We start from the raw sequence: 22601 nt of genomic DNA, 5'->3' as shown, positions 1-22601 counted from the left end.
CTGCCGGCGATCCCATGCCCGGGAGGATAAGAGATCCCATGTCGGATCGCATGGAGTACGGTGCTGCCGCGCGCGGTGCGGCCCCGAAACCGAGCGCGGCGCAGTCTGCCGCATCACGGCGTGCCGTCGCGCACGATCCCGCCCTCTGGAACGAGGATCTGGCGCCGACCACGGCCGATCAGCGCAGCTGGGACTGGCCGTCGATCGCAGCCCTCTGGGTCGGCATGGTGGTCTGCGTGCCGACCTATATGATCGCCGCCGGCCTGGTGTCGGAAGGCATGAGCTGGTGGCAGGCGGTCGCCACCGTGCTGGTCGGCAATCTGATCGTGCTGGCGCCGATGATGGCAGTGGGCCATGCCGGCGCGAAGCACGGCATCCCCTTCCCGGTGCTGCTCAGGGCATCCTTTGGCACCCGCGGCGCCCGGCTGCCGGCGCTGATGCGCGGCCTGGTCGCCTGCGGCTGGTTCGGCATCAACACCTGGGTCGGCGGCCAGGCGATCTATGTGATCCTGAATGCCGTCACCGGTGGCGGCGTCACCGGCGCGCCCCTGCCGGGGCTGGGCATCGATATCGCCCAGCTGATGTGCTTCCTGGCCTTCTGGGGCCTGCATCTCTGGTTCGTGGCCAAGGGCACCGAATCCATCCGCTGGTTGGAAAAGGCCGCGGCCCCGGTGCTGCTGGCCATGGGGCTGGCACTGCTGGGCTGGGCCTATGTGAATGCCGGCGGCTTCGGCGCCATGTTCTCGCAGCCCTCGGCCTTCGGCCCCGGCGGTGCCAAAGAGGGCCAGTTCTGGTCGGTCTTCTGGCCCGGCCTCACCGCCATGGTCGGCTTCTGGGCGACGATGGCGCTGAACATCCCCGATTTCACCCGTTTCGCCCGCAGCCAGCGTGACCAGTTCCTGGGCCAGGCGATCGGCCTGCCGCTGCCGATGGCGCTGTTCGCCTTCATCGGCGTCGCCGTCACCTCGGCCACCGTGGTGATCTATGGCGAGGCGGTCTGGGACCCCGTGGCGCTGGCCGGCCGCATGGGCGGCATGGGCGTGGTGCTGGCGCTGTTCGCCCTGCTGGTGGCGACGCTGACCACCAACATCGCCGCCAATATGGTGGCGCCGGCCAACGGCTTTTCCAATCTGGCGCCGGCGAAGATTTCGTTCAGGATGGGTGGCTACATCACCGCCGCCATCGGCATCGCGATGTTTCCCTGGAAGCTGATGGAGAGCGCGGGCGATTATCTGTTCGTCTGGCTGGTGGGCTATTCGGCGCTGCTGGGCCCCATCGCCGGGCTGCTGATCGCCGACTACTTCTTCCTGCGCCGCACGCGGCTGGACATCGACGGGCTGTTCTCGTCCGACGGCCCCTATACCTACAAGGGCGGCTGGAACCCGGCCGCCATCATCGCGCTGGTGCTGGGCATCCTGCCCAACCTGCCGGGCTTTCTGTCCAAGGCCGGCATCATCGGCGCAGTCGCCCCGTTCTGGACCGATCTTTACGGCTATGCCTGGTTCGTCGGGCTTGCCGTTTCGGCCGCGGTCTATCTGGTGCTGATGCGCGGCCGCACCGCAGACTGACCCGTCCCTTCCGGCCCCCCCGCCTGGAACCCCGTCCGAACCGTCACCAAGGAGCAGATACATGTCGTTGCTGATCAAGGGAGGCACGGTCGTCACCGCCGACGCGACGACGCGGGCCGACGTCTACTGTGCCGATGGCCGCATCGTCGCGGTGGGCGAAAACCTGGACGTGCCCGCGGGCGCCGAGGTGGTCGATGCCGGCGGTGCGCTGGTGATGCCGGGCGGCATCGACCCGCACACCCATATGCAGCTGCCCTTCATGGGCACGGTCGCGAGCGAGGATTTCGAGACCGGCACCGCGGCGGGGCTGGCCGGGGGCACCACCTCGATCATCGATTTCGTGATCCCCGATCCGCAGCAGCCGCTGATGGAGGCCTATCGCACCTGGCGCGGCTGGGCGGAGAAGGCGGTGGCCGATTACGGCTTCCACGTCGCCGTCACCTGGTGGGACGACAGCGTCCATGCCGATATGGGCACGCTGGTCCGCGAGGAAGGCGTCAACAGCTTCAAGCACTTCATGGCCTATAAGGGCGCGATCATGGCGCCGGACGAGGTGTTGGTCCGCAGCTTCCAGCGCTCGCTGGAACTGGGCGCCATGCCGACCGTCCATGCCGAGAACGGCGAGCTGGTCTGGACGCTGCAGCAGAAGATCAAGGAGATGGGCATCACCGGCCCCGAGGGTCACCCGCTGTCGCGGCCGCCCGAGGTGGAAGGCGAGGCCGCCAACCGCGCGATCCGCATCGCCCAGGTGCTGGGCGTGCCGATCTATGTGGTGCATGTCAGCTGCAAGGAGGCGCTGGAGGCCATCACCCGCGCCCGGCTGGAAGGCCAGCGGGTGTTCGGCGAGGTGCTGGCCGGCCATCTGGTGGTCGACGACAGCGTCTATCGCCATCCCGACTGGGATACGGCGGCGGCCTATGTCATGAGCCCGCCCTTCCGGTCGAAGGAGCATCAGGAGGCGCTGTGGCGCGGCCTGCAGTCGGGCAATCTGCAGACCACCGCCACCGATCACTGCTGCTTCTGCGCCGATCAGAAGCGGATGGGCGTGGGCGATTTCACGAAGATCCCGAACGGCACCGCCGGTGTCGAAGACCGCATGGCGGTGCTGTGGCATCACGGCGTCAATGCCGGCCGGATGACGCCCAATGAATTCGTCGCCGCGACCTCGGCCAATGCCGCCAAGATCTTCAACATCTATCCGCGCAAGGGCGCGATCACGCCCGGCGCCGATGCCGATCTGGTGGTCTGGGACCCCAAGGCCACGAAGACCATTTCGGCCAGGACCCATCATCAGCGCATCGACTTCAACATCTTCGAGGGCATGACCGTCGAGGGTGTGGCCGCGGTGACCGTCTCGGCGGGTGAGGTGGTGTATCGCAACGGCGCGCTGGACGTGAAGACCGGCCGCGGCCGCTATGTGAAGCGGCCGAACTTCGCGCCGATGTTCGACGCGCTGGGCAAGATTGCGACCGCAAAGGCACCGGTGCCGGTGGAGCGCAAGCTGCCCGACGCGGCAGAATAATCAGCGCGCCGTAACGAATCCGGCCCGTCTTCGGCCCCGGCAGGGATGCACGCCCTGCCGGGGCCTTTTCATCTGACGGTCCTGCATGACGCGGGTGACCGGCCGGTGTATCGTTGGCACCAGAGGACGAGGGCGAAGCGCGGCCAGCGGCTGCGGGGCGGGAGTCTGGGATGGCGATCGATCCGGTCGCGCTCAACCGAAGACTGTTGCATGCGGCTGCCGATGCCGGAGGGCCGGCGGCGGCCTTGGTGGCGTGGACAGCTGCCCTGGGGGACGCCACCGGGGCGGTGAGGGTGACGCTCTGGCAGGCCGGCCGGAATGCGGCGGCCATTCGGATCCTGGTCGACTGGAAGGCGCCGGGCATCGATGCCGGGGCCGACGGTCCGCGCTGCGAGCAGGTGATCCGCCTGCTGATCCATCCGCGCCAGGTGCTGGCGACCCTGGTCCTGCCGGCCGCCATGATGCCCGGCGGTGCGGGCGAGGTGGTGCCGGCAGATCTGGCCCGGGATCTGGGCGCCCAGCTGAAGATCCTGCTGCAGGGCGTGGCCGCCGAGGAACGCGCCGCCACGCTGGCGGCGGCGCTGGATGCCGGCCGCGACGGTGTGGTGGTGGTGGAGGCGCGGCCGGTGGACGGCCCGCCGGGCCGTCTGGTCCATGTCAGCCGTCATTTCGACCCGGCCGCGGCACCGGCCGTGCTGCCGCCGCCGCTGGACCGGCCCGGCATGGCGCGGCCGCTGCGCGAGGCGGCGGCACGGGCCGCCGCCCAGGGGGAGGCGCAGGCGCTGGAGATGCTGCATCCCGGCGACGGCACGCCCCGGGTTCTGAAGATGAGCATCCGGGCCCTGCCGCCGGCGCGGCTGTTCGAGGGCGGCTGGCTGGGCGTGCTGCGCGATCCGGCGGCACCGCCGGGCGAGGCCGAGGTCATCGCCAGCCAGCGGAAGATGATCCAGGCGCTCTACGACGCCAACCCGCTGCCGATGTGGATTTATGACGAGCAGGATTTCCGCCTGCTGTCGGTCAACGAGGCGATGGTCGGAAAATACGGCTATGACCGCGAGACCCTGCTGGGCATGACCCTGCTTGACCTGCGCCCGGCCGAGGATGTCCCGGCGCTGATGACCCGGCTGACCACCCGGGCCAGCGGCCACGAGGTGAGCGGCCCCTGGCGGCACCGGGCCGCCGATGGCCGGACCTTCTATGTCGAGATCGCCACCCATCGGCTGGATTGGGAAGGGCGGCCGGCGATCCTGACGGCTGCGATCGACATCACCGACCGCGAACTCGCCAACCGCGTGCTGCGCAGCCGCCAGGGGGAGACCGACCGGCTGCTGCGCATGCAGACCGCGATCATCGACACCATCCCCGCCCAGGTCTGGCTGCTGGATGTGGCCGGCAATGTGATGGCGGTGAACCGCGCCTGGAGCCGCTTCGCCGAAGAGATGGGCGAGACGGCACCGGATGTTCAGGTCGGCCGCGACTTCCGCGGCGCGGCCGGCGGCTATGGCGGCGCCGAACCCGCCGGCCCGGCCCGCATGGCGCCGCCGATCCAGGCCGATGCGGTGGCGGCGATCCTGTCGGTGGTGACCGGCCGGCTGCCCGAGATCAGCCATGAATACCGGCTGAAGGTGCGCGACCAGACCCGCTGGTTCCGGATGACGGCGGTGGGCGTTACCGACGGGGCCGGGCTGCCGAACGGTGCGGTGGTGATGTCGGTAGAGATCACCGACATGAAGCGGGCCCAGTTCGAAATCATGGCGGCGCAGAACCGGGCCATCGCCGCCAGCGCTGCCAAATCGCTGTTCCTGGCCCATATGAGCCACGAGCTGCGCACCCCGCTGAATGCAGTGATCGGCTTTGCCGACGTGATCGAGGGCCAGATGCTGGGCCCCGTGGGGGTCGGCACCTATCGCGACTATGCCGGCCATATCGCGGTGGCCGGGCGGCATCTGCTGCAGATCATCGACGGGCTTCTGGACCTGGCCAATATCGAAAGCGGCCAGCTGTCGCCGGAACGGCGGGCGGCCGGGCTGGATGCGCTGGTGCGCGAGGCGGCGACATCCTGCGCCGCCGTGCTGCGCCGCTATGGCGCGACGCTCGATATCGAGGCCCGCGGCAACACCACCGCCGATGTCGATGCCCGTCTGACCCGGCGCATGATCGGCTTCCTGATCGACAATGCCATCCGCTACGGTCATCGCGGTGGCCATGTCCGGATCCGCATCGACGGCAGCGCCGACGATCGCGTGTCGATCGACATCACCGACGACGGGCCGGGGGTTCCGGCCGAGCGCCTGCAGACCGTGACCGAGCCGTTCTCGATGCCGTCGGGGTCGGTGCGGCCCGAACGCGCCGGGGTGGGGCTGGGCCTGCCGCTTGCCCGCCATTATGCCGAGCTGCATGGCGGGCGGCTGGAACTGACCGACCGGCATGCGGCGGGGGAGTCTTCAAGCGGGCTGCGGGTCCGGATCACACTGCCGCGGCATCCCGAGGCCTGACCGCCCGATCATCGCGGCCAGACCGTCGCCAGCGCCTCCAGAACCAGGGTCGTCGTCTCCGCATGCAGGGCCGGGCGGTCGCGGCCGTCGCCATCCCGGCAGAGGATGCCGTCGCCCGGCTGTTCCCGCTCAAGGATCGTCGCGGCCCCGGGCTTGCAGAGGCCGATGAAGCTGAAATGGGCGGCATCGGGGAGTTCGTGGAAGTCGGTCGACCGGTCCGGCAGCAACCCGGCCAGGCGCCGGGCTTCGGTTTCGGCCGGCAGATGGATGCGGTCGACACCGGCGGCGATCACCAGCACCGGGATCGTGATACCCTTGAGGCTGGCTTGCGTGAAGCCGCCGATGCCGCCCGGATCCAGGGCAATGACCGCGCTCACGCGCGGATCCACCAGATCCGCCCCCATGTGCGACCGCCAGTCGGGATCGGACAGCCGGCCGATCCGGGCCAGGATGGTGCAGGCGATGCTGGTGGTCTCGGCGCAGTTTCGGGTGAAGGCGTCGGCATCGAACCGGCCGCCGGCGATTTCGACCGACGTCCAGCCGCCGAGCGAATGGCCGATGACGGCGATGCGGGTCGGATCGACCATGGCGGAAAGATCAGCGGCGCCGGTCAGGTGATCGATCACCCGGCTGAGATCGGCCGGGCGCCGCCACAGCGCGGCCGCCTGATCGGGATCGCGGTCGAAGGTGGAGGTGCCGGGATGATCGGTCGCGGCAACGACATAGCCTGCGTCTGCAAGTTGTACGGCAAGCCAAGCCTGGTTAAAGCGGTTGCCGCCGAAGCCGTGGGAGAGCACGACCAGCGGGTGGCGGCCGGAGAGGGGGGTGGCGGCCTCGCGGACCGCGACGCCCTGGAAGACCGGATTGTCGCCCACCAGCCGGGGCGCGCCGTCATCGGCCGCCGGGTACCAGATCGCGAGGGTGAGGGGGTGGGGCCGCTCCGGCGTCTCGATTGTGGCGGTCCGGAAACCGGGCGTGGCCGACGCACCGGTGATGCCCAGCAGCAACCAGGCGAGGGCGAGCAGGAGGCGGGAGCGCAGACGGGGCATGCAGAAGGCCTTCAGGTGATGGGAAACACCCGGTCGTCATGCCCGATCTGCTGCCGCGTGGCGTCCTCGATCACGATCGAGGACGTCCGGGATCGCGATTCAGGCCAGCCGATCCGCGAAAAAGGCCAGAATCTCGTCCCGCGCGGCAAGGGTCGGCTGGCCGGCTTCGTCGATCAGATGGGCGGTGACCACGCTATGGGGCGTGGGGACATGGCGGGCGAAGAAGGGGGAAAGTCCCTCGCGCCGGGCGGCCGTGTCGGGCAGGGTGCGCGGCTGGAAGCGGTTGCCCAACGCGCGTTCATAGGCGGCGAAGCGCTCGGCCCGGCAGACGGCATCGCCGGCGAAGCGATAGGCCAGCACCGTGAGGTTCTCGCGGTCCAGCCGGGCGCGCACTGCGGCCAGTTCCTCGGGCGGGCTCTCGATCGCTGCGGGCGCATCCAGCGGCAGAGAGGGCTGGCAGAGTACCGGGGCGAGCACGGCCGGCTCCAGCATCATCGACAGCGCATAATTGCCGGTGAAGCACATGCCGATCGCCCCCACGCCCGGCCCGCCGCAGGCCTGGTGCGCAATCCGGGCCAGGCCGCGCAACCAGGCGGTGACGGCACCGGGGCCGCCGGTCGCCACGGCGCGGAAGGTGGCGGCGATGCAGGTGCGGCGGAAGATCGCGGCCCCCTCATCCGCCTCCGGCACCGCCCCATCGCGGCCGAAGAGCGATGGCATCCAGACGGTGAAGCCGGCATCGCGCACCCAGCGGGCGAAGCGGGCGACCTCGGGGCTGATGCCCGGCATTTCGGTCATCACGATCACCCCTGGCCCCTGGCCTGCCACCCGGACCCGGCGGGTGACGTCGTCGATGGTGATCTCGCGCGGCTCGAAATCCGCCAGATCGTCGTCCTGATCCAGTGCGTGCATGGGGGCGTCTCCTGGTGGGCTGGTCTTGCCCCCAGGATGGCGGGCGGGCATGCTGGTCGCCAGTGGCCGGATTGACATGTTTCGAGGATTTTTTGCCAGAATGATCATCGAGCTGGTCGCCCTTGAGGGCATGATGGCCTCGGGGCTTGCCATCACCGCCGATCTGGTCGAAACCGCCAACCGGCTGCGCGGGCAGGCGGGACGGACGCGGCTTTTCAGCTTGCGCCTGGCCGGCGCCGGTGCCGGGGTGGCTGCTGCCTTTCTGAATCTGGCGGTCGCCGAGGCAGATGCGCCGCCGGCCGATCTGCTGGTGGTGCCGGGGCTGGGGTTCGCGACGCCGGACGCGCTGGCGGCGGGGCTGGCCCGTCCGGATGTGCAGGCGGCGGGGGTGCGGCTGGCGGCGGCGGTGGCCGGCGGGGCCGAGGTGGCGGCGGCCTGTTCCTCGGTCTTTCTACTGGCGGCGGCGGGCCTGCTCGACGGGCGGCGGGCGACGACCAGCTGGTGGCTGGCCCCGCTCTTCGCCCGGATGCATCCGCAGGTCCGGCTCGATCCGGATGCGCTGGTGGTGCGCGACGGGCCGGTCACCACCGCCGGCGCGGCGATGGCGCAGATGGATCTGATGCTGCAGGTGGTGGCACGCCATGGCGGGCCGGGCCTGGCGCAGGATTGCGCGCGGCTGCTGCTGCTGGATCAGCGGTCATCCCAGGCGCGTTATATGGCGCCGGGTTTCATGGCCGCGGCCGATGACCGCATCGCCCGTGCCGAGGCCTGGGCGCGGGCACGGCTGGACCAGCCCTTCACGGCCGCGGAGATGGCGGCGGCAGCAGGGCTGTCGCCCCGAACCTTCGCCCGGCGCATGGCCTGCGCCACCGGCCTGTCGCCGGTGGGCTTCATCCAGCGCCTCAGGCTGGAGCGGGCGACGGAGCTGCGCGAGACGACCAGGCTGTCGATGGAAGAGATCGCCGCCCGGGTCGGCTATGCCGATGCCTCGACGCTCCGCCGGCTGATGCGGCGGGTGGGCGCCGCCGGCCGGCGGGGGTGACCACGCCGGATCAGCCCGGCTTCTGCCACGCCATGACCACGAAATAGGGGACACGGGCATATCTCGCCGCCTGATCCGCGGGCCCGCCGGTGGGGGCCGGTTCGTCGAACCAGGTGAGGCGGAGGCCGGCCTTCAGGAACAGCTGCATATAGGTCGACAGCGGCCGGTGCCAGTTCACGATGTCGATGCCGCGCCAGCCGACCCGCATCGGCCGGGTCTCCAGATAACGGTCGAGCGCGAAATGGTCGGGGCAGCCATCGGCATCATACTGCCAGCCACGATCGGCCGAGGCGCTGGTGAAGCCGGTCAGGTTGGCGACCAGCAGGCTGCCGCCCGGCTTCAGCACCCGCGCCATTTCGGGGATTGCAGCTTCGATGTCGGGGATGTCGATCAGGGTCAGATAGCTGACCACCAGATCGAAGCTCGCCTCGGGAAAGTCGAGCGCTTCGGCGCGGCCCGGCCGGTAGTCGCCGTCGGGATCGCGGGTGCGGGCGGCGGCCAGCAGTTCCGGGGTGGGGTCGATGCCGGTCGCCCGGATGCCTTCTCCGGCGAGGATCCGGCAGAAGCGGCCCTCGCCGCAGCCGACATCGAGCGCGGTGCGGAAGCCCTGGCCGCGCAGCCAGGGGATCACGACCGGATCGAGCACATGGGCGCGGCCATAGTCGCCGTCGTCACCCTGTTCGCGGATCCAGGCTTCGGCGGATGCCCGCCAGCCGCTGGTGTCTTCACCGGTCATGATCTCGTCTCCCGGAAGCTGTCAGCGTCCGCCGGCCACCCGGAGAATGGTGCCCGACACGTAAGAGGAGGCGTCGGATAGCAGGAACAGGATCGTCTCGGCAACCTCTTCCGGGCTGCCGGCGCGGGCGAGGGGGATGTTGGGGGCCAGGCGTTCCACCCGGTCGGGCATGCCGGCATCGGCATGGATGCCGGTGTCGATCAGCCCGGGGGAGACCGCGTTCACCCGGATGCCGTCGGCGGCGAGTTCGCGCGACAGCCCGATGGTCAGGCTGTCGATTGCACCCTTGGAGGCGGCATACCAGACGAATTCGCCCGGGCTGCCGAGCGTGGCGGCTGCGGAAGAGACGTTGACCATCACGCCGCCCCGGCCGCCGCGGCTGGTTGCCATCGCCTGCGCCGCCGCCCGGGCGACCATGATCGCCCCGGTGACGTTCAGATCGATCACCCGGGTGATCATGGCCGGATCGGCATCGGCAAGCCGTGCGCCGGTGCCGGTGATGCCGGCATTGTTGACCAGATGGGTCAGGCCGCCGAAGCGCTCGACCACCGCCGCCACCAGCGCATCGGCGGCACCCGGCTCTCCCATATCGCCGCGGAAGGCCGCCGCCCGGGTGCCGGCCGCTTCCAGCTCGGCGACCAGCGCGGTTGCCGCGGCCTCGTCGCGGGCATAGTTGACCGCCACGCAATAGCCGGCCGCCGCCGCCAGCCGGCAGGTCGCCGCACCGATGCCGCGCCCGCCGCCGGTCACCAGCAGGATCTTTTCCGCATCCCGGGTCATCCCCGTCTCTCCCTTGCCCATGAACATTCCCCCCACGACCGCACATCCGCGCATTGACCGCAAGGCCCGGACGTGAAGATAATTGATGATCTTTGATCAAACAATGCGGGTCGAGCGAGCGATGTCCACCGAGAGCATTCCTGCCACCGATCCGGCGGCTGCGCCGGGCATCGATCCATGGCCCGCGGGCGAGCCGCGTTCCCTCACCGTCGCCAACCGGACCATGGTCGATGCCCTGGCCGCGACCGCGGCCCGCCTGCCCGACCGGACGGCGCTGTTCTATTACGGCGCGACGCTCGACTATGCCGGGCTCGCGGCGGCGGTGGAGCGGCTGGCGGCGGTGCTGGTGACCCGCTTCGGGGTCGGTCGGGGCGACCGGGTGCTGATCGCGCTGCAGAACTCGCCGCATTATGTGATCGCCTATCATGCCGTGCTCAGGGCCGATGCGGTCGGCGTGCCGGTGAACCCGATGTATCGGAGTGCGGAACTCTCTCACATCCTCGCCGACAGCGGCGCGCGGGTCGCGATCCTGGGCGACGAGCTGGTGGAGAGTTTTGCGCCGCTATCCGGTGCGGATGGCCCGCTGGAGACGGTGATCGCCGCGCACTACGACGACATGGCGGGCGGGGATCCGCGCTTCCCGAAACCGGCGGTCATGACGGCCGGCCGGGCGGCGCTGCCCGAGGGCTGGCACGACTGGCGGCAGGTGATGGCGCAGGAGGCGGCGCCCCTGCCGCCGGCCGCAGGCGGGCCGGACGATCTCTGCCTGATGCCCTATACCTCGGGCTCGACCGGGCGGCCCAAGGCCTGCATGCACACCCATCTCGCGGTGCTGTTCACGGCGGAGGCGCAGCTGCGCCTCTACCGGATGACCGCAGAGGACGTCGTCACCGCCTTCCTGACCCTGTTCCATGTCGCGGGCATGCAGGCCTCGATGAACGCGGCCCTGGTTGCGGGATGCGAAATCGTGCTCATGACCCGCTGGGACCGCGATCTGGTGCCGGTGCTGCTGGCCGACCGGCGGGTGAGCTTCTGGAACGCGGCGCCGGCGATGGTGGTCGACGTGCTGGGATCGGACAATTTCGACCCGGCCTGTCTGGATCGGGTGCGGGTGCTGACCGGCGGCGGCGCCGCCATGCCCGAGGCGGTGGCGGCCGAGCTGAAACAGCGCTACGGCCTGATTTTCATCGAAGGCTATGGCATGACCGAGACCATGTCGCCCACCCATATGAACCCGATGCACGCGCCCCGGCCGCAATGCCTGGGCATCCCGATCCACGACACCGATGCGCGCATCGTCGACCCCGACACCCTGGCCGAGCTGCCGGTGGGGGAGACGGGCGAGATCGTGGTGGCCGGGCCGCAGATTCTGAAGGGCTACTGGCGACGCCCCGAGGCCGATGCCGAAGCGTTTTTCGAGCGCGACGGCAAGCGCTTCCTGCGCACCGGCGATCTGGGCCGGCGCGATGCGGCAGGGTATTTCTACGCCGTCGACCGGCTGAAGCGGATGATCAATGTCGGCGGCTTCAAGGCCTGGCCGGCGGAGATCGAGACCACATTGTTCCGCCATCCCGCCATCCGCGACGCCTGCATCATCTCGGTGCCCGACGATCGCCGGGGCGAGGCGGTGAAGGCGGTGATCGTGCTGAAGCCCGAGGCGAAGGGCCGGGTAACGGCCGAGGACATCATCACCTGGGCCCGCGGCGAGCTTGCCGCCTACAAGGTGCCCCGCTTCATCAGCTTCGCCGAAGACCTGCCGCGCACCGCCACCAACAAGGTCGACTGGCGCGGCCTGCAGGAGGCGGAGCGGGGGCGGCTGCCCGGCAACGGCTGAAAGCTCAATCCGCGCGAACTTCGTCGAGCAGATGTGGATGGCAATCGCTCTGTCTGCACATCCCTTCAGGATATAGATAACTCCGAGGCGATCTTTTATCTAGTCCTGGAACGCTCGAATTCAAACCCCCGTTCGGTTAGGTCAATTTTTGATGAAAGTCTATTGTCTTTCCAGATGGTATCAAACCAGCGACGAAATATATCTGCAACTTCATTATCTTTGATATATATGTAGCCACGATCACCGGAATTTTTGACAGAGGTACTCACATTCAGAAAGACTGTATCTTTTATGATCAGGAAGTCCATTCTTGCATGATACCGCGATCGCCGTGCAGAGAAGTCCTGATCATAGTGCCATGGTCTTCCATTGGTCTCTGCATGCTTATCCATGTAAGTTTTTCGAATATCGAGTTCCTTGAGGCACTCCTCATCCCATTTCTCGTTGTTGCCTTTCGCCATTAGAACCAGGTAGTTTGGCGATGATTTACGCGTAATGATCTTAGCAAGACCATCGAAGTACTTCTCCCGCATCTCGGTATCAGGAGGTGTGAAGCTTGACGTGGCTCGGATGATGGTCTGTTCATACGCTGCGTTCTCTATGCCTTTTAATGCGCTTTCATAAAAATACTCGAATTTATCATTATCTATGACTGATATTGAGTTGTGAATATTTTCAAGTATTATTGATACACCATTTTCAATATTTGAGTTGTTTTTTCTGATATTATTAATGATTTTAAGAATGTGATGAGAAGTTGGAATGAGAGTGGCCATTGCAAGGACAGTGATTATCCTCAAAATCCCATTTTTCACCTCATCTGTGCATGTGAAATCTATTAAGCACGTGCTATTAAATAATATATCATCGACATCTGAAATTACGATGACCAAAGCACCTATTGCAAGGCAAGAAAGGCTTACAATATTTCCGAGAACTTCGCCTGCTTTCAACATGCTGATCCCCCTTGACCTGTTCGTCTCTCATCTTGTAGAGCGCGGGGGCGCATAAGAACCAATTGGTGCTGAACTTTCCTCATTCCAGTAGGAAAATTGAGCAGGCGGTCGATGCGAAACTCGTGTTGACTGTCTGATCCGCCAACAACGGCCGCCGACCAGATCCACCGGCAACGGCTGAAAGCTCAATCCGCGCGAACTTCGTCGAGCAGATGTGGATGGCGATTGAGCACGCGGAGGAGCTTCACGAGTGCGACGGGGGGCTCTGCCTTGCCGGTTTCGTAACGCGAGAACGCATTCACGCCTCCGCCGAAGATCCTGCCGGCTTCGCGCTGATCCAGGGCCAGCTTCTTGCGGACGGCGGTGATGAAGGACGGGTCGACCGCACGAGCATTCACCTGCTTCATGAAGTCGCGCATCTCGCGCATGACCCGGTCGGTCTCGTCCGGGGCAGTGAGGGATTCACCGCAGGCGGGGCAGTAATCGCCCACCACCCGAGAGATGACCGCAGTCTCGCCTTTATAGGTGAAGGTCTGGTCGCGCGTATCGTGGACAAGCTCGGCTGCGCCACATACAGGGCATTTCACGTCACACCTCATTAAACGAGACGATGAGGAGATCGTCGGTGACGGTGAGTTTCAGGTAGACATGGCCCGCCGGGGTATAAGGGCGGTACACGTCCTGCCAGATGGTGTGATCGGCATATGTCGTCATGCTCTTGTGGAAATCGCCCTGTGCAAGCTGACTTACGATGTCGAGGACGTCCTGCTGATCGAGCAGAAGACGACTCGCTCCAGCGCGTGCCGTGCCGGTCATGCGAAAACGGCCGGTAAGGGCCAGCGCCTGCACGAGGCTCAGCGGATGATGCGGCCGCCACTTCTCCATATCATTATTAACCTGATAGGTTATTTTTCAAGCGGAAAAGCAGAGGGAACGCTGCGTTTGCGCACCATAGGAAGGGAGCACCGGATCATCAATTATAAATTATGATATGACAATGAAATACATCTTTTTATTTATATAAAGCGGCCCGGGACCCGCAGCGGCTGCATCTTTGCTCAGGAGCGACACGCCCCTCACTCCCGCCGCCCGCCCATCAACCGCACGCCGATCACGGCGGCGGCGGCGCCGAAGCAGAGATACCAGGCCGGGGCATGCGGGTCGCCGGTGACGCCGATCGCCCAGGTGGCGATGAAGGGGGCGAAGCCGCCGAACAGGGTGACGGCGAAATTGTAGGCGATGGACATGCCGGTGGCGCGGGTGTCAGGGGGAAACAGGCCGGCCATGGCGCCGCCGGCCGGTCCGGTGAAGGCGGCGATGGGGATGGCCAGTGCCGCCTGGACCAGGATCAGCGTCGGCAGCTGGGGGAAGGTGGTGAGGGTGGCGAGCGCCGGCCAGCTGGCCGCGAGCAGCACCAGCGCCGCCGCGGTCATCACCGGCCGCGGGCCGCGGCGATCGGCCAGGATGGCGAAGCCCGGCACGAAGACGACGGCAACCGCCAGCGCCACGGCATTGGAGATCAGCGCGCCGTCGGCGGCGATGCCCAGTTCGCGGATCGCATAGGTCGGCATATAGACCAGGAAGAAATAGGTGCAGATCGTCCAGAGAATGGTGATGCAGAACCCGGCGAGCGCCGCGCGCGGATGGGCGCGGATGACATGGGCCGGAGAGATCCGGGGGGCGCGGGCATCGCGTGCGGCCTGGCGGGCGGCGAATTCCGGCGGCTCTGCGGTGTGGCGGCGGATGTACCAGCCGATCGGGCCGATGATCAGCCCGACCATGAACGGGATCCGCCAGCCCCAGGCTTCGACCTCGGTGGGGGAGAGCAGGCCGGTGACCAGCGCGCCGGTCAGCGAGCCGGCGAGCAGCGCCGTCAGCTGGGTCATCTGCTGAAAGCTCGCCTGCAGCATGCGGCGGCCGGGGCCGGCATATTCCACCAGCCAGGCAGTGGCGACCCCCATTTCACCCCCCGCCGAAAACCCCTGGATCAGGCGGCCGATCACGATCAGCACCGGTGCCCAGAGGCCGATTTCGGCATGGGTGGGGGCGAAGGCGATGAGCGCGGTGCCGAAAACCATGGTGGTGATGGTCAGGCTGAGCGCCGCCTTACGGCCGTGCCGGTCGGCCAGCGTGCCGAGCACCAGGGCACCCACCGGCCGCATGGCAAAACCCACCCCGAAAGTCGCGACCGCGAGCAGCAGCGAGGTCCAGTCCGAGCCGGTGGGGAAGAACAGTTTCGCGATCACCACGGCGAAATAGCCATAGACCGCGAAATCATACCATTCGAGCAGGCAGCCCACCGTCGCCGCGATGATCGGCCTGAGGCTCTGCCGCCGTGCAGTGGCGGCCGGCAGTGGTATCGTGGACATGGGCGCTCCCTCCCGCCAGTGCCCTTTATCAACTCATGATTATATTTTGTGATCTTAAAAGCAATTCGGATAAAAGGACGCCCCCGTGCAGGGGAATGCACGAGGGCGTGAGGACGTCCGCGGAGATCCGGATGGAAGGGGGAGGCGCGGCCTTCCGCGGACGGATCGGGGGTGACCGGGCGTCAGCGCCCCATCATCGTTGCCGGCAACCAGAGCGCGATATCCGGCCAGGCGAGCAGAATGCCGAGGCCGATCATCAGGATGGCGATATAGGGCAGCGTGCCCATGATGATCTCGCCCAGGGGCGCCCGGGTGATCGACTTGATGGTGAACAGATTGAGCCCGACCGGCGGGGTGATCATCGCGAGTTCAAGGTTGATCACCAGCAGGATGCCGTACCAGACCGGGTTCACCCCCAGCTGGTGCAGCACCGGCGCCACCACCGGCGTGGTGATCAGGATGATCGAGATCGCTTCCAGGAACATGCCGAGCACGAAGATCAGCGCCATCACGCACAGAATGAAGCCGATGGCGCCGAGATCGGCCCCGGCGACCAGCTGCAGGATCTCCTGCGGCAGGCGCATCTTGGTCAGGACCTGGTTCAGCATTGCGGCACCGGCCAGAATCATGAACAGCATGGCCGAAGTCCGGCAGGCGTCCTGGACCGAGGCCCAGATCTCACGCAGGCCGATGCTGCGATAGATCAGGATGCCGATCAGCAGCGCCAGAATGGCACCGGTTCCCGCCGCCTCGGTGGCGGTGAAGATGCCGGCATACATGCCGCCCAGCACGAAGACCGGCAGCGAGAGCGCCCAGAAGGAGCGGCGCACGGCGCCCGCCGCCTCGGCCAGCCCGGCGCGCGGCAGACGGGGCTGTGTGCTGCGCAGGCCCGAAGCGCCCACCGTCCAGGCGACAAACAGGGCCGCGATCAGCAGCCCGGGCAACACGCCGGCCATGAACAGCTGGCCGATCGAAGCGTCCGCCGTCACGCCGTAGAGCAGCAGCGGCCCCGAGGGTGGGATCAGGATGCCGAGCGTGCCGCCGGCCGCCACGAGGCCATAGGCGGCGCGCGGGGTGTAGCCGAATTTCAGCATCTGCGGGATCGCGACTGCACCGATGGTGAGGGCGGTGGCGACGCTCGACCCCGAGATGGCGGCGAAGACCACGCAGGCGGCGACCGTGGCAATGCCGACCCCGCCCGGCAGATGTCGGGTGAGCACGAAGGCGGTATCGTAGAGGTCATCGACGATCCGGCTGCGGATCATCACATGGGCCATGAAGGCGAAGAGCGGGATGGCGACCAGCAGATACTGGGCGAATTCCCCCACGATCAACGCCGGGAAGGTCGACAGCGCCCCGCCATTGACGAGTTCGAGCGCGCCGGCGAACAGCATCAGCACCACGAAGATCGGCAGCCCGGTCAGCAGCAGCAGGATCAGCCCGGCTAGCAGCAGGATCAGGGTCATGCGGCCTCTCCGTCGTGCGGCGCGGGGGCTCCGTCGAGAATCAGCCGGAGGAGCGCATCCAACGCCACCAATGCGATCAGCGCCGCGCCGGCCGAGAGCATCAGCAGGAAGGGCCAGACCGGCCATTCCAGCGTGCCACCCAGCGTGATGCCGATGATCCGGGCAAAACCGGCCGAGGCCCAGCCCTGCCAGATGATCGTGAGGCAGAGCAGGATGGTGGCGAGGGCCGAGACGATGCCGGTGATCCGGCGTCCGGCCGGGCCGGAACGAGATGTCAGCAGGTCGACGGCGATGTGTTCGTCACGCCGGGTCACTTCGGCGGCGCTCAGGGTCACGATCGCGACCAGGGCGAAAGCGACGGCGTCGTCCACCCAGGTCAGCGGCGCGTCGAGGAGATAGCGGGAGACCACCGACCAGCCCACCAGCACCAGGCAGCCCAGCAGTCCGGCCGAGGCGAGGCCGTGGGTGAGGCGGACCGTCCATCGGACGATCCGTGTAAAGAGACGATCGGGCCTTGTGACGGGGCGGTCGGGGCGATGATCGGGGCCGGGTGCGGCGGTCATCCGCTCACTCCGCCCGCGACAGGTCGACGACCCGGCGGGCATCGCGGCCCATCTCGGAAAAGGCGCTCATCACCGGGGGGGCCATGACCTGGGCGAGGGCCGCGCTCTGGGCGTCGTCGAGCACCGTCATCTTCATCCCCGCCGTCTCCAGCCCCTTGATCGCCGGATCGGCGCGCGGGTCCAGATTGGCCTCGACGGACGTCGTCCACATCTCGTCGGTGGCATCGGTGATGATCCGGCGGATGTCGTCGGGCAGGTCCTGCCACCAGCCGGGATTGACCAGGAAGACGTTCTTGGCGAAGGAGATGCCGGGTGCCACCACCCCGTATTCCTGCACCTCGTAGAACTTGCGGCCCAGGGCTCCCGTAGTGCCGGTGACCGTGGCATCGATGATACCGGTCTGCAGCGCCTGATAGATTTCGGCGGCCGGCATCGCGGTCGGCGTGGCACCCAGCGCCGCCAGACCCTTGTCATAGAGCGGGTTCAGGCCGCGGATCTTCACGCCCTTGAAGGCATCGGGCTCCGACAGCGGCCGGCCGTTGGAGGTGATCAGCAGGCTGCGCGACTCGACCGTCCAGCCGATCGGCTCGACCATGCGGGCGCGCAGTTTCTCTTCCAGCAGCTCCGCCACCTTCGATGACGGGAAGGCGCGCACCGAGGCCTCGTCGCGGACCAGGAAGGGTATCAGTGACACCACCATCTCGGGCACCGTGCCGCCCATGGTGAAGTCGGGCATCACCGTCGCCTCGATCAGCCCCTGGGCGACCGCGGCATGCTGCTGGTCGGCCTTGTAAAGCTGCATGGCGGGGAAGATCTGGACATCGAGGCGGCCGCCGCTCTTCTCCTCGACGGTCTTTTCGAAGCCGTCGAGGAGTTTCGCGGTCGGCAGGCCGGGCGACCATTGGTGGCTGATGCGCATGGTCCAGTCTGCGGCCATGGCGGCGGTGCTGAAGGCGGTTCCGGTGAGGGCGGTTCCGCCGAACAGAGCGGCGATCGCCGTGGCGCGGGCCAGGCGGGTGATGGTCATGGGTGTCCTCCCGATGGGGCGTCGTCTTTTTTATGTCCGGGCGCCGCGGATCAGTCCGCGGCGAGTGTGACCGGCCGGGGCCAGTCGTCGCGGGGGATGTAGAGGGTGCCGGCCATCAGCCGGCGGGCGGTGCGGGCGAAGCCAAGCCGCGCATAGCGGGTTTCGGCCGGATCGCCGGCAGTGATCGGCTCCACCTCGACCGACATGGCCCCCAGCGGATGGCCGATCACCACCCGGCCGGGGGTGAGCCGGGTCTCGCGCATGGCATCCGCCACCACCGTGCCCGGCACGGCCGAGGCGGCGGCGAAACACATCGAGCCCGTGCCCGACATGCTGTCATGGCATTTGCCGAGGAAGAACATCCGGCCCCACACATCCATCTCATCCGCGGTGAGATGGCGGCCGTCGGAGGTGTGGAAGCCGGTGGGCGGCATCACCAGCAGGGCCTGGGGCAGGCCCGGACGATCGACGCTCCGCCAGTCGGTCCAGTAGCCGCAGGCGACGCCCATGCGGGCCTGGACCTCGGCGATCCGCCGGGTGAGTACCGGATCCGCCATGATCCGGTCGGGCAGTTCCGAGCCGTCCATGCCGAGGTCTTCGGCGCGGATGAACACGCCCGCATTGCCGACGTCGCAGAGCGTCACCCGTACCTCTGTGCCGTCGGAAAGCGCGATGGTCTGGGCCACGGCGCCAGAGGGGAAGAGCCGGCCCGTGGCAGCGCCGACGGTGTCGGCATAGTCCATCATGATCTCGGCACCGGTACCGGGAACACCCGGAATGGCACAGTCGCCGAGCACTCTGGCCCGGCCGCCCTTCACCTGAACCCGCGAGCGCAGGATCTTGTCGGTATTGGCGTTCCAGATCCGCACCGTCACCTCGGACGCATCGGTCGCAACCAGCCCCTCGTCGACGGCGAAGGGCGCGACCGCCGAGGAGATGTTGCCGCAATTGCCTTCATAGCCGATCACTGCCCGGTCGGTGTCGACCTGGGCGAAGGTGTAGATCACGTCGGCATCCGGCCGGTCCGACGGCCGGATGATCGCGATCTTGGACGTCACCAGCCGCGAGCCGCCGAGCCCGTCGATCTGCATCAGATCGGGTGAGCCCATCGCGCGGAGCAGCATCCGGTCGCGGTCCGGACCGGCCGGCGGCAGATCCTTCTCGTGGAAGAACAGGGCCTTGCTCGTGCCGCCGCGCATCAGCACGGCGGGAATCTCGATCATGTCGGCGTCATCCACCGGTCCGTCTCCTCCCATCGGATCTTCCTGCAGGGGCATGCTGTCCGATTTTAGTAAAAGATATGCATAAGAAATGATGATCAGCCCGCAACGCCACAGTCCCCGGTAATCGCCCAGACCCAGGGGCGGCGGGCGCGGTCACTCTGCTGCCAGGCGGTGATGTCGTCTGCATGACGAAGCGTCAGCCCCATGTCGTCGAGCCCGGCCATCAGCGCCTCGCGGCGGGCCCGGTCGATCGTGAAGCCCCTGACCGCGCCCGAGGGCGAGGCGACGGTGCAGGCCTCAAGGTCGACGGTGACGTCGCCGCCGTCTTCGGCTTCCGCCATCAGCCGCGTGACTTCCGCCTGATCCATGCGGATCGGCAAGAGACCGTTCTGGAAGCAGTTGGCGTGGAAGATGTCGCCGAAATCGGGGGCGATCACGCAGCGGATGCCGGCCTGGAGGATGGCATTCACGGCCGGCTCCCGCGAGGATCCGCAGCCGAAATTGGGGCCGGCGAGCAGGATGCGGGCATCCCGCCAGCGCGGATCGTTGAGCGGGAAGGCGGGATCCTCGGTCCCGTCCGGGCGGTATCGGATGCTCTCGAAGGCCCAGGGCCCGAGCCCCGTCACCTCGCCCGAGGTCAGGCGCTCGATGCGGATGATCACGTCGGTGTCGAGATTGGCCACGGGCAGGGGCGCTGCCGGGCCGGTGATCCGGATCACGGGTTCGAACATCAGGAATGGGTCCTCACGTCGACGATCCGGCCGGCGAGTGCCGCGGCCGCAGCCGTTGCCGGACTCGCCAGGTGGGTGCGGGCGCGCGGTCCCTGCCGGCCGACGAAGTTGCGGTTGGAGGTGGAGACCGACCGGGCGCCCGGCGGTACCTGCTCGCCATTGGCGGCGACGCACATTGCGCACCCCGGCTCGCGCCAGGCGAAACCGGCCTCGCGAAACACCCGGTCCAGCCCCTCTGCCTCGGCCGCGCGCTTGACCCGGACCGAGCCCGGCACCACCCAGGCGGTGACGCCCGGTGCCACCCGACCGGTGCGGGCGATGGCGGCGGCGGCACGCAGATCTTCGATCCGGGCATTGGCGCAGGAGCCGACGAACACCCAGTCGACCGGCGTGCCGATCAGCGGTCGGCCCGCTTCCAGCCCCATATAGTCGAGCGCCGCACGCATGCCTTCGCGTGAGGTCGCCGGCGCCCGGTCGGGATCGGGTACGGCTTCATCGATCGCGATCGACTGATCGGGGCTGGTGCCCCAGCTGATCGTGGGAGCGACCTCTGCGGCATCGAACACGGCTTCGCGGTCGAACACCGCGTCCTCGTCGGAGGCGAGATCCCGCCAGACGGCGACCGCCTGGTCGAAATCCCCGCCTTTGGGGGCATAGTCGCGCCCGGCGAGCCAGCCGAAGACGGTGTCGTCGGGGGCGATCAGCCCGGAGCGCGCGCCCATCTCGACCGAGAGATTGCACAGGGTCAGCCGGGCCTCGACACCGAGTGCACGCACGGCGCTGCCGGCATATTCGACCGTATGGCCGACGCCTGCCGCGCTGCCCAGCCGACGCATCAGATGCAGCGCCAGATCTTTGGCGGTCACATGGGCGCCGAGCCGGCCCTCGACCAGCACCCGCATCCGCCGCGGCTTCTGCATCCGGAGCGTCTGGGTGGCCAGCGCATGGGCGCTTTCCGAGGTACCCACCCCGAAAGCAAGGGCCCCCAGCCCGCCATGCGTGCAGGTGTGGCTGTCGCCGCAGATCACCGTCAGCCCGGGCAGCGATATAGCGAGTTCGGGGGCGGTGACATGGACGATGCCCTGGCCGTCCTCGTCCAGGTCGAAGAGACGGATGCCGGCGTGTGCCGTGAGATCGCGCAGGGCCTCGATCAGCCGGCCGCCGGGCGGGAAGCTCGCTGCCGTGCGGCCGGGGCGCGAGGAGACCGCATGGTCAGGGGTGGCGAAAGTCAGCCCGGGCATGGACACGCGGCGCCCGGCGGCCTGAACCTTGCCGAGGGCCGGCGGCCCCGACAGGTCGTGGAGGATGTGACGGTCGATATGGATCAGCGCCCAGCCGTCGCCCAGATCGCGGATGACATGCTGCGCCCAGATCTTGTCGACCAGGCTCTGGCCCGAGGAAGGCATCACGGCGGCGGTCATGCCGCGGTTCCGGCATAGTCGCGCCGCAGGGCATCCCATTCACCCGAGCCGAAGCGCCGGAAGGCCTCGACCACCCCGGCAGCAGGACGGTCGGTGGGCAGGCCCATGGCCTTCAGATCGGCCAGCGCCCGGTCGCCCGCCGCCAGGACGGTGGTCAGCAGCACGGCCGGGCAGATCGCCATGGCATAGCCCATCGCCTGTGCCGCACCGAGGTCGACCGGCGGGGTCTTGCCGCCCGGCACCACGTTCAGCAGGCAGGGGCCGTGTACCCGCTGCGGCACTGCCGCAAGTTCGGCCATCTCTGGGATCGCCTCGACGAAGATCAGATCGGCGCCGGCTTCGACCGCGGCATTGGCGCGGGCGACGGCCTCGTCCAGATCGGCCACCGCGCGGGCATCGGTGCGGGCGATGATCACCAGATCGGGGTCGCGCCGGGCCTGGACGGCTGCTCGGATCTTGCCGGCGAATTCCTCGGCCGGGATCACCTGCTTGCCGTCCAGATGGCCGCAGCGCTTGGGTGCCACCTGATCCTCGATATGCAGTGCGGCGACGCCCGCGCGTTCGTAGTCGCGCACGGTGCGGGTGACGTTGAGTTCGTTGCCGTAGCCGGTATCGGCATCGGCGATCAGCGGGATAGTGGTGCAATCGGCCATCCGGGCGGCATTGGCCGCCATCTCGGTGCCGGTCACCAGGCCGTAATCGGGAAAGCCATGAGCGGCGGCCGTGCCGGCCCCGGTCATGTAGACGGCCTGAAATCCCGCCTGTTCCACCAGGCGGGCGGTGAGCCCGTCCCAGGCGCCCGGCGCCACCAGAAGCTCGGGTGCTGCGATCAGGTGGCGCAGCGCGGCACGCTTCGTCATTGAGTCCTCCCACATGTTCAGAAAAAATCTTAATAAAATCCTATAGC

General features: G+C 67.7%; 20 protein-coding genes. 5 read left to right on the top strand and 15 right to left on the bottom strand.

Going from position 1 to position 22601, the window contains the following annotated elements; genetic code table 11:
• Positions 1 to 38 precede the first annotated feature (38 nt).
• From TMO_RS25665 to TMO_RS25655, 3 genes are all read left to right on the top strand, one after another.
• On the top strand, positions 39 to 1568 hold the full coding sequence (locus tag TMO_RS25665; protein ID WP_014747975.1) for an NCS1 family nucleobase:cation symporter-1: 1530 nt from the start codon (positions 39 to 41) through the stop codon (positions 1566 to 1568).
• 61 nt (positions 1569 to 1629) lie between these two features.
• The gene (hydA, locus tag TMO_RS25660; RefSeq protein WP_014747974.1) at positions 1630 to 3090 is read left to right on the top strand and encodes a dihydropyrimidinase; all 1461 of its coding nucleotides are present in this window, start codon (positions 1630 to 1632) and stop codon (positions 3088 to 3090) included.
• Positions 3091 to 3260: 170 nt separating this feature from the next.
• Positions 3261 to 5585, top strand: a complete 2325-nt coding sequence (locus tag TMO_RS25655; protein ID WP_014747973.1) for an ATP-binding protein — start codon at positions 3261 to 3263, stop codon at positions 5583 to 5585.
• 8 nt (positions 5586 to 5593) lie between these two features.
• On the opposite strand, the gene TMO_RS25650 is transcribed toward TMO_RS25655, so the two are convergent.
• Positions 5594 to 6634, bottom strand: coding sequence for an alpha/beta hydrolase family protein (locus TMO_RS25650; RefSeq protein WP_014747972.1), 1041 nt, complete (start codon positions 6632 to 6634; stop codon positions 5594 to 5596).
• Between the two features lie 99 nt (positions 6635 to 6733).
• Entirely contained in the window at positions 6734 to 7546 is an 813-nt protein-coding gene (locus TMO_RS25645) for a dienelactone hydrolase family protein (protein ID WP_014747971.1), read from the bottom strand.
• Positions 7547 to 7646: 100 nt separating this feature from the next.
• Here TMO_RS25645 and TMO_RS25640 point away from each other — a divergent pair, with 100 nt between their 5' ends.
• Positions 7647 to 8588: a GlxA family transcriptional regulator gene (locus tag TMO_RS25640; protein ID WP_145978442.1), complete on the top strand. Its 942-nt coding sequence runs from the start codon at positions 7647 to 7649 to the stop codon at positions 8586 to 8588.
• A 10-nt stretch (positions 8589 to 8598) separates the two neighbouring features.
• On the opposite strand, the gene TMO_RS25635 is transcribed toward TMO_RS25640, so the two are convergent.
• Both TMO_RS25635 and TMO_RS25630 read right to left on the bottom strand, forming a co-directional pair.
• The gene (locus tag TMO_RS25635) at positions 8599 to 9324 is read right to left on the bottom strand and encodes a class I SAM-dependent methyltransferase (protein WP_014747969.1); all 726 of its coding nucleotides are present in this window, start codon (positions 9322 to 9324) and stop codon (positions 8599 to 8601) included.
• A 21-nt stretch (positions 9325 to 9345) separates the two neighbouring features.
• A complete protein-coding gene (locus TMO_RS25630) occupies positions 9346 to 10104 on the bottom strand; it encodes an SDR family oxidoreductase (protein ID WP_014747968.1) in 759 nt (252 codons plus the stop codon).
• A gap of 121 nt (positions 10105 to 10225) precedes the next feature.
• Between TMO_RS25630 and TMO_RS25625 the strand changes: the two genes are divergently transcribed.
• A complete protein-coding gene (locus tag TMO_RS25625) occupies positions 10226 to 11938 on the top strand; it encodes a long-chain-fatty-acid--CoA ligase (RefSeq protein ID WP_051045652.1) in 1713 nt (570 codons plus the stop codon).
• A 95-nt stretch (positions 11939 to 12033) separates the two neighbouring features.
• On the opposite strand, the gene TMO_RS31420 is transcribed toward TMO_RS25625, so the two are convergent.
• The 11 genes from TMO_RS31420 to TMO_RS25575 form a co-directional block, all read right to left on the bottom strand.
• Positions 12034 to 12894 (bottom strand): hypothetical protein, encoded by an 861-nt coding sequence (locus tag TMO_RS31420; RefSeq protein WP_145978441.1) that lies wholly within the window; start codon positions 12892 to 12894, stop codon positions 12034 to 12036.
• Between the two features lie 185 nt (positions 12895 to 13079).
• Entirely contained in the window at positions 13080 to 13481 is a 402-nt protein-coding gene (locus tag TMO_RS25620) for a type II toxin-antitoxin system MqsA family antitoxin (protein ID WP_014747965.1), read from the bottom strand.
• Between the two features lies 1 nt (position 13482).
• The gene (locus TMO_RS25615; protein ID WP_014747964.1) at positions 13483 to 13779 is read right to left on the bottom strand and encodes a type II toxin-antitoxin system MqsR family toxin; all 297 of its coding nucleotides are present in this window, start codon (positions 13777 to 13779) and stop codon (positions 13483 to 13485) included.
• A gap of 191 nt (positions 13780 to 13970) precedes the next feature.
• The gene (locus tag TMO_RS25610; protein WP_014747963.1) at positions 13971 to 15263 is read right to left on the bottom strand and encodes an MFS transporter; all 1293 of its coding nucleotides are present in this window, start codon (positions 15261 to 15263) and stop codon (positions 13971 to 13973) included.
• 182 nt (positions 15264 to 15445) lie between these two features.
• Positions 15446 to 16729, bottom strand: a complete 1284-nt coding sequence (locus TMO_RS25605) for a TRAP transporter large permease (RefSeq protein ID WP_014747962.1) — start codon at positions 16727 to 16729, stop codon at positions 15446 to 15448.
• Positions 16726 to 17292 (bottom strand): TRAP transporter small permease, encoded by a 567-nt coding sequence (locus TMO_RS25600; protein WP_014747961.1) that lies wholly within the window; start codon positions 17290 to 17292, stop codon positions 16726 to 16728. Before TMO_RS25600 ends, TMO_RS25605 begins: the two co-directional genes overlap by 4 nt.
• A gap of 4 nt (positions 17293 to 17296) precedes the next feature.
• On the bottom strand, positions 17297 to 18319 hold the full coding sequence (gene dctP / locus TMO_RS25595; RefSeq protein ID WP_014747960.1) for a TRAP transporter substrate-binding protein DctP: 1023 nt from the start codon (positions 18317 to 18319) through the stop codon (positions 17297 to 17299).
• Positions 18320 to 18369: 50 nt separating this feature from the next.
• Positions 18370 to 19557: a 2-methylaconitate cis-trans isomerase PrpF family protein gene (locus tag TMO_RS25590; protein WP_014747959.1), complete on the bottom strand. Its 1188-nt coding sequence runs from the start codon at positions 19555 to 19557 to the stop codon at positions 18370 to 18372.
• A gap of 80 nt (positions 19558 to 19637) precedes the next feature.
• Entirely contained in the window at positions 19638 to 20273 is a 636-nt protein-coding gene (gene leuD / locus TMO_RS25585; RefSeq protein ID WP_014747958.1) for a 3-isopropylmalate dehydratase small subunit, read from the bottom strand.
• Positions 20273 to 21694 (bottom strand): 3-isopropylmalate dehydratase large subunit, encoded by a 1422-nt coding sequence (locus TMO_RS25580; protein WP_014747957.1) that lies wholly within the window; start codon positions 21692 to 21694, stop codon positions 20273 to 20275. The genes leuD and TMO_RS25580 overlap by 1 nt, the downstream gene beginning before the upstream one ends.
• Entirely contained in the window at positions 21691 to 22554 is an 864-nt protein-coding gene (locus TMO_RS25575) for an isocitrate lyase/PEP mutase family protein (RefSeq protein WP_014747956.1), read from the bottom strand. Before TMO_RS25575 ends, TMO_RS25580 begins: the two co-directional genes overlap by 4 nt.
• Positions 22555 to 22601 lie beyond the last annotated feature (47 nt).

This window comes from Tistrella mobilis KA081020-065 (assembly GCF_000264455.2).
GTDB classification, from domain to species: domain Bacteria; phylum Pseudomonadota; class Alphaproteobacteria; order Tistrellales; family Tistrellaceae; genus Tistrella; species Tistrella mobilis.
The sequence above is the reverse complement of the archived record's forward strand: the minus strand, read 5'-3'. Positions and strand labels throughout refer to the sequence as shown.